The organism is Pseudenhygromyxa sp. WMMC2535, from assembly GCF_011083025.2.
In genome coordinates this window covers 8,675,519-8,687,737 of sequence record NZ_JABJWV010000001.1, presented here as the reverse complement: position 1 = coordinate 8,687,737, position 12,219 = coordinate 8,675,519, and the positions used below count along the sequence as shown (strand labels likewise).

Below are 12,219 nucleotides of genomic sequence, written 5' to 3'. Positions count from 1 at the left end.
ATAGATGAATATTGAGAGTGAATTGTGAAAAATTAAAATCATCTGAGAGCTTAGTCATGGAGTGGCGCTCGCACTCGTGCTCGCGCAGGATGCTGACGCGATGCCCTCGAGTTGTCGTGGCGTCCTCGTGCCCTTGATTCGGATGCTCGATCCGGGGTCCTCGGCCTGGAGGGCGTCGCCGTTGTCGACGAGGTTGCCGCTGGTGTGGCCGATCTGAAGGAGATCATTGCTGTCGAGGTAGGGGGTCAACACGATCGTCGACTCGTTTTGAACGAGTAGGTACTCCATTTTTCGATTGTCCTTTCTCGCCACGCGCATGGTTGCGCATGGTCTTCTAGCGGGTTTGCTAGTGTCCGATCCAGAGGACCGGAAGGGGGATCGACATCGAGTCCCCATGGTGATCTACTGGCCGGGTGACGACGCCAATCTCCGTCGACCTCCGCACCCGGATCGCCGAAGCCATCGAAGCTGGCGAAGAAAGTCAGCCCCTCATCGCCGAGCGCTTCTCCGTCTCGGTCACCACCGTCGAACGCATCTCGCGGAAGCTGCGCCAAGGCGAGAGCTTGGTGCCGAAGAGTCCACCTGGCCGGACGCCCAAGTTGAAGGAGCGCCACCTCCAGTGGATTCGTGGCGAGATGGAGAAGGACCCCTACCTCGGCTCCTACCACCTCTCGGCGCGCTTCAATCGACGATTTCCCAAGAACCGGGTCCATCGCTCGACGATCCTCCGGGCGCTTCACCAACTTGGCCTCAGCTTCAAAAAAAACTCCCTACGCTCCCCAGCGGGACCGAGCTGACGTCGCCGAGGAGCGCGCCCAGTTTCGGTTGCGACAGCGGCGACTCGACATCGGACGTCTCGTCTTCGTGGACGAATCGGGCACGCATCCAGGGATTGGTCCGCGCCGGGGCTGGTCCCCACGCGGCGAGCCGCTCTACGGACCGCACGAGCCCTATTCCCGCGGTCGCAACGTCTCGATGATCGCGGCCTTGCGCGTCGACGGCATCAGCGCCTTGATGACGACCGATGGCGGGGTCAAGACCGCTGACTTTCTGCGCTTCGTCCGACAGCGCCTGGCTCCCACGCTCGAGCCGGGCGACATCGTTTGCTGGGATAACATCAACATGCACAAGAATGCAGAGGTCGTGGCTGCGGTGCTCGAGACGGGTGCGAAGGTCGTCCGCTTGCCCCGGTACAGTCCCGACTTCAACCCGATCGAGGCCGCTTGGGCGAAGGTCAAAGCTTGGATACGCCGAGCGATGCCCACGACCGTCAGCGAGCTCAAGAAGGCGATGCGTAGGTCCCTGCGTCGGATCCGAGCCTCGGACGCACTCGGCTGGCTCAAGTACTGTGGATATCGCCTTCCGTGATTCTGATCCGTACACTAGTGGTTTTTCTAGCGGTTGGAGAAGGGCGCGTGTTGGCAGTCGTGACGCTCACGATTGCCGCGCCAGCTCAGAAAGTCATCGTCGACGAGATCGTGCGCGCGGACATGGCCGTCGAGTTCGGCCAGGGCCGACGCGGCCTTGATGCAGTCGTCTCGGTCCTCGAGCGCGCGTACGCGGCTCTTGTGGAAGTCGAGGCTGCGGGAAGGTGTGTCCTCGCGGGCGAGGAGCTCGTCGAATAGCGCCTCGCCTTTGGGATCTGCGAGAAGGACGAGGGCCGTCGCCACGTTGGCGCGGGCGTGGCGATTCAGCGAGAGCTGGGACTCGTCGCGAGGCTCGAGCTCGGCGAGCGCGAGCACGCGCGGAGAGAGCGATCGGATGTGTGCCTCGTCGTCGAGGTTCAAGGCGAGCTGGAGCGCCTGGTTGAGGGCGCTGAGCTTGCGCCTGCCGTCGCTATGTTCGATGACTCGATCGAGGATCTCGAAGGCGAGGGGGTGGCTCGCTTCTGCCTCGAGGATGCCGAGGGCGAGCTCGACGTCGAGCAAGGTCGCGTGGCTGGGCGGCACGCCGGCGCTCTGCAGCTGCTCGAGCGCGCTGCGGTAGGCCTCTCGGGCCTCGTCGTTGCGGTCGAGCATGGTGAGCGCGTTGGCGCGGCTGATCTGAATCTTGGCGCGGAGCTCCGGGAGCTCGAGGTCGCCGAGCAGCGCGAGGGCGCGCTCGTGGTGGGCGAGGGCGTCCTCGTAGGCGTCGCGCTGGTAGTCGACGACGCCAGCCGCGTCCTCGAGCTCGGCCGCCAGCTGGGCGCGAAGGGGTTCGGGCTCGATTCCGGGAAGCAGCAACTGCTTGGCCCGGATGGCGTCGAGGGCCCTGTCGTAGTCGAGGAGGTCGCGAGTGGAGATTGCGAAGACCTTGGCCCAGAGCACCTGGTTGCTGAGCTCTTGTTCGAGTTCTCCGGACAGGTGTGCTTGGGTGTCGGCCATCTCGAAGCTGTGCAGTGCTTCCGTGTAGCGACCCGCGCGGGTGAGGACCTCTGCGCGGGTGGCGTATGCCTGAGCCAGATCGGGGGTGCCCTGGTCCCGCTCGGCGAGATCGACGGCCTCTCGAGAGAGGGCGTCGGCTCGCTCGCTGAGCCCGATGAGCGCGGCTGCGCGAGCCTGATCGGCTCGTACCCAGATGTTGAAGTCGACCTTCGCTGGCGGGACGAAGGCGCAAAAGTCGTTGGCCGGAGGGCGGAGCCGATCGATGAGCTGCCCCGCTCGAGCGGCGACCTCGGGCTCCTCGAGGTCGGTGAGGAGCTCGATGTAGCCCGAGGCCACGGAGAACCAGCGGCCTGCACATGCGAGGCGCTCGTCGTCGAAGCGCAGCCCGCCCGCCTCGGCGCAGATCTGCTCGGTGGCGCCGACCCACTCGTTCATGAGGTCGTCGAGCTGCTCGACGACGCCGGGCAAGGTGTTGGGGGCGAGCTCGGTGTTTGCGAGCACCGCCTGGCGCTGGTCCTCGCCCCAGACGCGCTCGGCCACGGCTGCGACGCCCGTGCACGAGACTTGGGTGTCGAGCTCGAGCTTGGCGGCGCTGCGGATGGCGAGCATGAGGCCGAGCAGCGCGAGCGCGCCGACGAGCAATGTGGAGATCAGGATGCTTCGTCGCCTGCGACGCAGCGCTCTGCGCCGCTCGATCGCGCGGATGAGCGCGTTCATGCTCGGAAAGCGAGCCTCGGGGTCGACCCGCAGGCCGCGACGAAGCAGCGGGCGCAGCCACGCGGGGATCTTGCTCGCCCCCGCTGGTGGGGCTCGAACCCGGGCGAGCAGCTGATCGATGGTCTGCGCAGGAAAGGGGGGCTCGAGGGCGATGGCCTCCCACAGCGCGACGCAGAAGCTGAACTGATCGCTGGCGGGGCTCCCGGACAGGGCGGCGCGCGCTGGGCCGGGGATCCGCTCGGGGGCGATATAGGGCAGCGTCCCGAGCAGCGCGCCGGTCCTGGTCAGGCGTTCGTCTCGAAAGCTGGGGGCGTCGAGGCCCTCTGGCGGCGTGTCGGTCTTGGTCACGGCCTCGGCGATGCCGAAGTCCGCGACCAGGGCTCGGTGGTCCTCCGTGCGGATCAGGACGTTGGCGGGCTTGAAGTCGCGGTGGACGATGCCGAGGGCATGGGCCGCGGCCAGCCCCCGCGCGGCCTGGAGGTAGAGATCGAGGAGTTGATCGAGATTGTGCGAGCCTCGCTCTTGCCAGCGGCGCAGGTCCTGCCCGCGGACGAAGGGCATGGTGAAGTAGACGCGCTCGCCCGTCCGCCCGACGTCGTGGACGCTGACGATGTGGTCCTTGCCCTCGAGCTTGGCGAGGGCCTTGGCCTCGCGCTCGAGGCGATCCTTGAGGCGCTCGTCGTCACGAAAGAGGCGGTTGCGGACGAGCTTCAGCGCGACCTCGCGGTCGAGGCGGAGGTCTCGGGCGCGATAGACCACGCCCATCCCGCCTTGGCCCTGGCGCGCGATGATCTCGTAGCGGTCGGCGATGAGCCGCTTGGGCGCGCCGTCGATCAGGCCGAGGGAGGCCTGGAGGCGCTGGAGCTCCTGCTGGGCCTCTTCGTCGAGGTCCTCGGTGCCGTCCCAGTCATCGGGTGGCGTGTCGTCTCTTTCCCCGTTGGCGGTCATCGGCTGTCTCGGGCGAGGCAGCCTAACAACCCTGGGGTTGCTGAGGGGGTCTGTCATCGTGGGTGGAGTGGTCGCTGGGCGCTGTTCGATCGAGGACGAAGTAAAAATAAATTCACGCGCTCACTGCGCGGGGATATTTCTTGGCTTGGGCGTGATCGAAGAGGGAGCACGGACCACTCCTCGCCCATGAAGACGAACAGGGACCCGCTACGGAGGCGCGCTTTTCTAGTTGGTGTTGGGGAGGAGAGGGGGTCCGGAGCGCTGGTCATCGGGGAGGCGATCGACTTGGTGGCGCAGGCTCTGGAGGCGCGTTTCGACTTCGAATTCGAGCGCTGCGTCGGGCCGAGCAGCACACGCGAGGGCATCTTGACGGGCCTCGACGAGTGGATCGATCGCTGTCGGCGAGATCAGGCCGAGGTGTGTCTCTTCTACTACTTTGGCCATGGGGGACGCGCAGAGTTCGGGGATCTCGAGGCGCTGGCCGGGGAGCGCCTGGGCTACGTGACCTGTCGCCGGGAGTCGGCTGGGGAGGCACAGAGCAGCTTCGAGGCGGTCTTGGGGATCGAGCTGAGCGCGAAGTTGAGCTCGCTCGCCGATGAGGGGAGGAGCGTCGTCTGCGTCCTGGACTGCTGCTATGCCGGGCAGGTCATCCGCGAGGGGCGGGGCGCGAGGACGCTGCGGCGCACGGACGCGCCGGCGTGGGCGCGAGCTGTCTTGTCGCGCGAGTACGCCCTCGCGGCCGACTCTCACCCGGGGATGATTCGACTCGTGGGGGGCAGCGCCAAGGCCGAGTGCTACGCGAAGGCGACCCCAAGCGGTCATATTGGCCACTTCACACAGGCGCTGCTCGACACCTTCGAGGAGTTTGATGCGCAGCGAGAGCGGCTGACTTGGGGCGGCCTCGCGCGACGGGTCCGGCAGCGTGTCTTCGAGAAGATTGGTGAAGGCCAGTGGGTGTGCTTCGCGGGGCCACACGAGCGCTTGCTCTTCTCCTCGCAGGACTCGCTGCGTGTGCACAGCGTGGGGATGAGCGCGGACGCGGAGGATCATCGGAGCGCTTGGCTGCGCGCCGGGGCGCTCCAGGGGGTCGTCGAGGGGCAGCACTGGGGCGTGCTCAGCCCCCTGGCAGAGGTCGGGGGAAGGCCAGCGTTGCTCGCCGAGGGGCAAGTGGTGAACGTGGAGCTCAATCGCTCGCGGCTTCGCTTTGCCGAGGGGATCGATGTGAGCGAGCTGAAGTCGAACGCGGCGATGTTGCTCTTCGATGTCGAGGGGGGCGAGGGGGGCGAGGGGGGCGAGGAGGAAGAGCGGCGGGCGCTGGAGGTGGCCTGGCTGTCGGGGCTGCGTGCGCTCTGCGATGGCGAGGGGCCCTGGCCGCGCAGCGAGCTGCCCTTCGCGTGGACCTGGGCCAGGGGAGACGGGCAGCGCCTACCCCACGAGGGCGCGCGCGTATCTGTGGACGATCGGATCTGGCTTCGCTTCGACGCCCGAACGCCACGGGCGACGCACTGGTTCATCAACGTGATCTACGTGGACGCGAGCGGGCGACCCTGGCAGCTCAACTCGCGCTTGCCTCAGGGGTTGGAGATCGAGCGCGGGGATCGTGAGGCCCTGGGTTGGCGCGTGGGTGCTGGTGAGCAGGGGTTGAGGCTGCCCTCGGCTCTGCCCGGTCGGGCCCAGCTCGTTCTCCTGGCCACGACCTCGCCCCTCGAGCTCGGACATCTCGTGCATGCGCCGGCGCACTCGAGCGAGGATGCGTTCGCGATGCAAGGGCTGCGTGTGCGGGCCTCTGGGCTGCGAAAGGGGCCCTCTGGGCGAGAGAAAAAACGGGGAGAGCCCGCCCCGCTCATGCACTGGGCCTGCGAGATTGTGCCCTTCGAGGTGGTCGCGCGCAGCCGCTAGAAGGGGGGTGTTCCCCACCGACGAGCCGCTCTGCTCCGCTCAGTCTTCGAGCCCCTCGCGCGCCTCCTCCAGCTCCAAGGACGCAAACTCCCACCGTCCATTGAGCTCCTCGAGCTTCGCCGCCCCCTCCTGGTACGCGTCCAACAACCCTCGCCGGCGCTCTTCGTCCTCATAGACGCCCGGATCCGCGAGCTCCACGGAGCGCTGCTTTTGGGCGTCTTCGATCTCGGCGATGCGGGCCTCGAGCTCGCTGACCTTGCGCTCCAGCGGCTTGAGGCGCTTGGCTCGGCGCGTGCGCTCTTCGGCCTCCTTGCGCTTGCGCTCGCGCTCGGCGGCGCGGTTGCGCTTGGGCTCGGGCTCCTGGGCCTTGGCGCTGGCTTTGGTGCTGGGCGCGGGCTCGCTGGTGGGCGCGACGGCGGAGCTGGGCTGCTGGGTGGGGCGCTCGACCTTGCCGGCGGCGACGGCCTCGAGCTCGTCGCCGCGCTCGGCCGCGCTGTGTAGATATTCGTCGAGGGTGCCGGGGTAGATCTCGACGGTGCCGTCGTGGACGTTCCAGATCTTGGTGGCCAGCTTGCGCACGAAGCTGCGGTTGTGGCTGACGAAGAGCAAGGTGCCGTCGTAGGTGGCCAGGGACTCGGCGAGGCTCTCGCTCGACTCGAGGTCGAGGTGGTTGGTGGGCTCGTCCATGAGCAGCAAGTTGCCGGGCCTGATCAGCAGCTTGGCCAGGGCCACGCGGGCCCGCTCGCCGCCCGAGAGCACGCCGACCTTCTTGTCGACGTCGTCGCCGGAGAACAAGAACGAGCCGAGGATGGTGCGCACGCGGGTCTGGCCGGCCTCGGGGTCGGCGAGGGCGACCTCTTGCTGGATCGTGAGCTCGTGGTTGAGGGACTCGGCGTGGTGCTGGGCGTAGTAGCCGGGGTCGACCTTGTGGCCGAGCTCGAGCTCGCCGCCGTCGTGGGGGATCTCGCCGGCGATCATCCGCAGCAAGGTGGTCTTGCCGGCCCCGTTGACGCCGATGATGCCGATCTTGTCGCCGCGGGCGACGCGGAGGTCGAGGCCGGGGAACACCACGTGGTCGCCGTAGGCCTTCTTCAGCCCGCGGATGCTGATGGTCTCGGCGCCGGAGCGGCCGCAGGGCGGGAAGCGAAAGCGCATGATCTGGCGGCGCTCGAAGACGGGGACCTCCTCGAGCTTCTCGAGCTGCTTGACGCGGCTCTGCACGGCCTTGGCCTTGTTGGCCTGGGCCCGGAAGCGCTCGATGAACTGCTCGGCCTTCTCGCGCTCGCGGGCGATGTTGCGGGCCTTGTTCTCGAGGATGATCTCTTCTTCTTCGCGGAGCTTGCGGTAGGCGGTGACGTTGCCCCGGGCCTGGCGCAGGCCCTCGGGCTCGAAGCTGATCACGCGATCGATCTGCTCGTCGATGAACTCGAGGTCGTGGCAGATCAGCAAGAAGGCCTTGCGGTAGCGCTTCAAGAACGCGCCGAACCAGGCCACGGAGGGCATGTCGAGGTGGTTTGTGGGCTCGTCGAGGAGCAGCAGGTCGGGGCGCTGAAAGAGCAGCGCCGCGAGCACGGCGCGCATCTTCCAGCCGCCGCTGAACTCGCCGAGGTCGCGCTGATGATCGGCGTCGGCGAAGCCGAGGCCCGCGAGGATCTGCAGGGCCTCGTGCTCGGAGTAGTGGGTCTCGAAGTGGGTGCGCAGCTCCTGGAGGTCGGCCATGCGCGTGGCGAGGTCCATGAGCTCGGGGTCGTCGAGGGGGCGCTCGCCGGCCTCGACGGCGCGCTGGGCCGCGTTGAGATCGGCCTCGACGGCGATCAGTTCCTCGTCGAGGGACTCGCGCCCCGGCACGCTGGCGCGGATGAATTCGATCAGCGAGCGGCCGCCCTCGAGGGCGATGTCCTGGGGCAGGTAGCCCAGGCGCAGGCCGCGGGCCCGGGTCACGCGACCCTCGTCGGGGCGCATCTGATCCGCGAGCAGCTTGAGCAGGGTCGACTTGCCCGAGCCGTTGGGGCCGACGACGCCAAGGCGATCGTGCTCGCCGATGCGCAGGTCGAGTTCGTTGACGATGGTCTTCTTGCCGAAGCCCAGCGAGACCTTTTCAAAGACGACGAGGCTCACGGCGGCCGTAGATAGCAAAGGACGCGGCCGGGCCAAAGTCGGGGGGCGCCAGGCTTCATCCGCGGGCTGCTAGTGTGCGCGCCAGAGGACTTGAAGGGTCTCAGGCGCCGGACCGCCGGTCGCTGACGAGGCGCGAGGAGGGAGTTTGTCGGGCACAAATGACTGACGAGCAACGAAGTCAGCGGCCGGTGCTCCAAGCCTGGGGCTCTTCAAGTCCTCCGGCGCGCACACTAGACTGCGACCATGACCGACGAAAGCGCGCCCGCGGCCCTCGGTGGCCTGGATCCCGCCGTGCTCGAGAAGCTCCGCCGAGGCTTCCCGCTGCGCATGGATCGCCAGGGGAACTTCAATTTCGAGGGCGACGCGATCACCCACCCCGGGGTTGTCGACTTCTTCCGCGCTTGCCTCGACGTGACGGAGGCGGGCGAGGTCACCCTGGGCTCTGGGCTGACCGGGGGCCAGTGGCTCTATCTGAAGTGTGACGACCTTCCGCTGCGGGCGCTGCGGGTGGACGAGGCGCGGGGCGAGGGCGAGAGCGGGCCGCAGCTGCTCCTCGATGACGGGCGGCGGGTGGCGCTGGATCCCGAGAGCCTGTGGGAGGAGCCCGGGGCGGGGCTGCGCTGCACGGCGCCGGCGCGCGAGAGCGGGCGGCCGCTGGGTGTTCGCTTGCGCAACGCCGCGGCCATGGATCTGAGCCGGTGGATGGTCTGGGAGGACGAGGACGCGCGGCCCGAGCTGGAGATCGATGGCCAGCGCCGGGCGATCCCCGAGGTGGCGCCAGGCTGAGCGAGGGGGTCCGGCGCCCCACGTCCCTCGCCAGCTCAGCGCGTCGCGCCGTGGACGACGCGTAGCTGGGTGCGGTGGCCGAGGACGTCCTCGATGCTCAGGCGCAGCTCGCTCGCGCTGGGGCCCGCGCAGGGGATGTCGAGCGTGGCGCTGAGCTCGAGGGGGCCGCGGCCGCGCTCGCGCCAGGCGAGGGCGAGGGGCGCGGTGGGAGCCTCGGCGAGGGCGAGGGACCAGCCGAGCAGGCGCTCGTGAAAAGGCCGCGCGCGCAGGGGCTCGGGCAGGTGCTCGGGGCGCTGCCAGGTGACCTCGATCAAGGTCGCGCGCGCTCGGCCGAGGCCCGCGCGCGGCTGAGCAGAGGGTGAAGACGAGTCCGAGTCCGAGCCATCCGGGGCCTCGGCGAGGGGCTCGAGGGCGACGCGGACGCGGGGGCGCTCGCGGATGGCCACGCCGCCGTGGATCCACGGGCAGGCGCGGACGCTGGCTTCGAAGAGGCCGCGGGTGGGCTCGAGCTCGATGAGCAGGGGGGCGCCCGTGCTGTCGGGGCTCGTGGGGGCGGCGGTCGTGGTGGGGGTGGTGGCGGTGGTGGTGCGCTCGGCGAGGGGGAGCGGCCAGTCGAAGGCCAGCAGCTCGACGCTGGCGCAGCCGAGGGCGCGGGCGTGTTCGAGGGCAGCGGCGCGCAGGTCGTCGTCGACGCGGAGCCCGGGGGGCGCGACGACGAGGGCGACGTCGCCGCGGCGAGCGAAGACCGGGGCGTCGGCGTCGCCCTCGAGCACGCTCGCGTGGTCGGCTGCGTCGGCGCCGGCAGGATCGCCCTCGCGCGCAGCGGAGGCGCCGCTGGGCGCGGCTGGATCCGCCCCGAGCTGGGCGAGCAGCCACGCGCGCAGCTGCCCGGGCTCGACCTCGGCGAGGCGAAGGCTGCGCTCGCGCGCGTCGAGCTCGAACACCCGCAGGTCCGCCACGCCGGCGTCGAGCAGGCGCGCGCGGGTGATCTGCACGGCGGCCTCGGCGTGGTCGCAGGTCCACACGCGCCGCCCGAGCGCGGTGGCGACGGCCGCGGTGGTCCCGGAGCCGGCGAAGACGTCGACGACGAGGTCCCCGGGGTTGCTCGAGGCCTCGATGATCCGCCGCAGCAGGCTCTCGTTTTTCTGCGTGGCCCAGCCGGTCTTCTCGCGCGAGAAGCTCTTGATCTGGATCGAGTCCAAAGACGCCTTGCCGCGCAGGTCGGCCTCGACGGCGTTGGCGTTCCACACGTCCTCCATGGGCACGCCCGGCGCTTTGGAGGGCTTGCCGTCGCGGCGCTTGTAGCCCTTGGGGTGCGGGACCCAGCGCTTGTTGAAGGTGAAGGCGCGCGGGTCCTTGGTGTAGAAGAAGATCAGGTCGTGGTTGCGGATCCAGTTGCGCGCGCGGGTCTTGAAGCCCGACAGCCAGCCGATCCGCCACACGATCTCGCGCTGAAAGCAGCCGGGGCCGAAGATCTCGTCGAGCAGCAGCTTGACCGCGTGGCCGACGGTGGGGTCGACGTGGAGGTAGAGGCTGCCGGTCGGGGCGAGCAGGCGGTGGAGCAGGCGCAGGCGCGGGTCGAGCATGCGCAGGAAGCCGGCGAGGCCGTCCTCCCAGGCGTCGTCGAAGGCGGGCAGGCGCAGCTCGCCGGTGTTGTCGTCCTCGCCCAGGCGGCGCGCGAGGGCGAAGCGGCTGCCGGTCGCAAAGGGCGGGTCGATGTAGATCAGGTCGGCGCGTTCGGGGTGGGCGCGGACGAGGGCCTCGAGGGCGAGGAGGTTGTCGCCGAGGATCAGCGCGGCGGGGCCGAGGGGAGAGAGGTCGGGCGCGGCAGGCTCGAGCTCGGCGCTGATGGGATCACTGGGCGCGGCAGGATCGGGCTCGGGCTCGGCGCTGGAGGGATCACTGAGCGCCGCGGGCAGCAGGTGCTCGCGCTCGCGCAAGGTCGCGCCGCGATCCTCGAGCGGGGCGCGCTGGCCGTCGACGTACTTGCCCGGCCACAGCAGCTCGACGCCAGCTTTGTCGCCCACGGCTACTTGCTGGGGGGCTCGAGGTTCGAGGGGCCGAGCTCGGGGTTGGACAGGCTGCGCACGTAGCCGATCAGCACCTGGAGCTCGGGCTCCGAGAACTGGTTGCCAAAGGCGGGCATGGCCGGGGGCTGCCCGGGGCCCATGGCGGGGCGGCCCGACATGATCGCCGCGCGGATCTTCTTGTCGCCGAGGCTGTCGATGTAGCTGCGGTTGCTGAGGTCACGGGCGCCGGGCGAGGCCTTGGTCGGCCGCCCGTCGTCGCCGTGGCAGCGCGCGCAGTGGCGGTCGTAGATCTGCTTGCCCGAGAGGGTCTGCTCGGGGCCAGCGGTCTGGCTGCATCCGGTGCTCAGCGTGGCGAGGGCGAGCGCGAGCGCGAGAGTCGACGAAGGTCGCACGTTGGGGGGATGATTGCGCACGTCCGGCCCAGGTCAAGGCTGGCGCTCAGAGCCGGGTCTGGCCGCGGGCGGGGCCGACGAGGCTGGGCTCGCCCGTGGGCGCTGCAGGCGTGATCGCGGCCGTCTCGGCGCCGGGCTGCGGGGCGGGGGCGGCCTCGGGCTGCGCGGCCGGCTGGGGCGCGGGCGGGTTTTGGGGCTGCGGGAACTCGAGGGGCGGGTTCTCGAGCTTGGGCGCGGGCCTGGGCTTGGTCTGGCTGCCACCGGGCGTGATCAGCTCGCGCTGGTCGAGGATGATGAAGCCCTCTTCGTCGACCAGGACCCCGGCGGGCGGGATGTAGCTGCCCTCGGCGTCGTAGATGCCCAGGCGCAGGCCGAGGCTGTCGTTGTAGATGTCGATGGCGCGCTCGTAGCCGCGGCGGGACTTGCCCCACATGACGCCGGCGCTGATCGCAAAGCCCAAGGTGAGGACGCCGCCGGTCAGCATGATCGCCCCGGTCCCGTTGAGGCGCGAGAGATCCAGGCCCTCGCGGGCGGAGGCGGTGAAGCCCCCGACGGTGACCACGGCGCTGGCGACGATCAGGCCGGTGAGCACCCGGGCCGCGCGGATCTGCTTTTCGGGTAGGGCGGCGGCGGAGTTGCGGTCGGACCGCAGGACGAGATCGAGGGACTGCCAGCCGCGGGGGCGCGCGCCGAGGCGATCACCTTTGACGTAGCGGACCCCGCGGGCGTCCTCGACCTCGTTGATGACGTTGTCGGCCAGGGCCTGCTCACGATCCTCGCGATCTTCGAGCTGCTCGAGGGCCTGGATGTCCGTGGGGTGCAGCTGCGGCTGCAAGCTGGTGCACCCGGAGCCGAGCCCAGCCGTGAGGGGCAGCGCCGCGCTCAGGGTCGCCGCCCAGAGCTTCGCCCTTGGACGAGGGCCAAGCTCTGGGCGGCGCGTGGTCGGGAGGCTGGGCACCGGAGGCT

Annotated in this window: 10 protein-coding genes; 4 read left to right on the top strand and 6 right to left on the bottom strand. The window is 69.5% G+C overall.

Annotation, left to right across the window (positions count from 1 at the left end; all coding sequences use genetic code 11):
- Positions 1–54 precede the first annotated feature (54 nt).
- On the bottom strand, positions 55–288 hold the full coding sequence (locus G6O69_RS33575; RefSeq protein ID WP_172307555.1) for a hypothetical protein: 234 nt from the start codon (positions 286–288) through the stop codon (positions 55–57).
- 125 nt (positions 289–413) lie between these two features.
- On the opposite strand from G6O69_RS33575, the gene G6O69_RS33570 reads away from it, so the two are divergent.
- Both G6O69_RS33570 and G6O69_RS33565 read left to right on the top strand, forming a co-directional pair.
- On the top strand, positions 414–797 hold the full coding sequence (locus G6O69_RS33570) for a transposase (protein ID WP_172307554.1): 384 nt from the start codon (positions 414–416) through the stop codon (positions 795–797).
- Positions 745–1,368 carry an IS630 family transposase gene (locus G6O69_RS33565; RefSeq protein ID WP_172307553.1) on the top strand — a complete coding sequence of 208 codons (624 nt, stop codon included), beginning with the start codon at positions 745–747 and terminating at the stop codon, positions 1,366–1,368. The genes G6O69_RS33570 and G6O69_RS33565 overlap by 53 nt, the downstream gene beginning before the upstream one ends.
- Before the next feature lie 26 nt (positions 1,369–1,394).
- Here G6O69_RS33565 and G6O69_RS33560 read toward each other — a convergent pair whose 3' ends face one another.
- On the bottom strand, positions 1,395–4,028 hold the full coding sequence (locus G6O69_RS33560) for a serine/threonine-protein kinase (RefSeq protein ID WP_172307552.1): 2,634 nt from the start codon (positions 4,026–4,028) through the stop codon (positions 1,395–1,397).
- Positions 4,029–4,316: 288 nt separating this feature from the next.
- Here G6O69_RS33560 and G6O69_RS33555 point away from each other — a divergent pair, with 288 nt between their 5' ends.
- Positions 4,317–5,927 (top strand): caspase family protein, encoded by a 1,611-nt coding sequence (locus tag G6O69_RS33555; protein WP_172307551.1) that lies wholly within the window; start codon positions 4,317–4,319, stop codon positions 5,925–5,927.
- 39 nt (positions 5,928–5,966) lie between these two features.
- Here G6O69_RS33555 and G6O69_RS33550 read toward each other — a convergent pair whose 3' ends face one another.
- Positions 5,967–8,045, bottom strand: a complete 2,079-nt coding sequence (locus G6O69_RS33550; RefSeq protein ID WP_172307550.1) for an ATP-binding cassette domain-containing protein — start codon at positions 8,043–8,045, stop codon at positions 5,967–5,969.
- Positions 8,046–8,288: 243 nt separating this feature from the next.
- Between G6O69_RS33550 and G6O69_RS33545 the strand changes: the two genes are divergently transcribed.
- Positions 8,289–8,831 carry a hypothetical protein gene (locus G6O69_RS33545; protein WP_172307549.1) on the top strand — a complete coding sequence of 181 codons (543 nt, stop codon included), beginning with the start codon at positions 8,289–8,291 and terminating at the stop codon, positions 8,829–8,831.
- 35 nt (positions 8,832–8,866) lie between these two features.
- Here the strand turns inward: G6O69_RS33545 and G6O69_RS33540 are convergent, their stop codons facing one another.
- The 3 genes from G6O69_RS33540 to G6O69_RS33530 are packed head-to-tail and all read right to left on the bottom strand — an operon-like array spanning position 8,867 to position 12,211.
- The gene (locus tag G6O69_RS33540) at positions 8,867–10,858 is read right to left on the bottom strand and encodes a DNA methyltransferase (protein WP_172307548.1); all 1,992 of its coding nucleotides are present in this window, start codon (positions 10,856–10,858) and stop codon (positions 8,867–8,869) included.
- 2 nt (positions 10,859–10,860) lie between these two features.
- Positions 10,861–11,274: a cytochrome c gene (locus G6O69_RS33535; protein ID WP_176397244.1), complete on the bottom strand. Its 414-nt coding sequence runs from the start codon at positions 11,272–11,274 to the stop codon at positions 10,861–10,863.
- A 25-nt stretch (positions 11,275–11,299) separates the two neighbouring features.
- Complete coding sequence (locus tag G6O69_RS33530; RefSeq protein WP_176397243.1) at positions 11,300–12,211, bottom strand: hypothetical protein; 912 nt, start codon at positions 12,209–12,211, stop codon at positions 11,300–11,302.
- Between the last annotated feature and the right edge of the window lie 8 nt (positions 12,212–12,219).

What these genes read in the sequence shown, in the direction of transcription:
- G6O69_RS33575 (WP_172307555.1), bottom strand. Translation starts at nt 288, where the DNA reads ATGGAGTACCTACTCGTTCAAAACGAGTCGACGATCGTGTTGACCCCC.
- G6O69_RS33560 (WP_172307552.1), bottom strand. Translation starts at nt 4,028, where the DNA reads ATGACCGCCAACGGGGAAAGAGACGACACGCCACCCGATGACTGGGAC.
- G6O69_RS33545 (WP_172307549.1), top strand. Translation starts at nt 8,289, where the DNA reads ATGACCGACGAAAGCGCGCCCGCGGCCCTCGGTGGCCTGGATCCCGCC.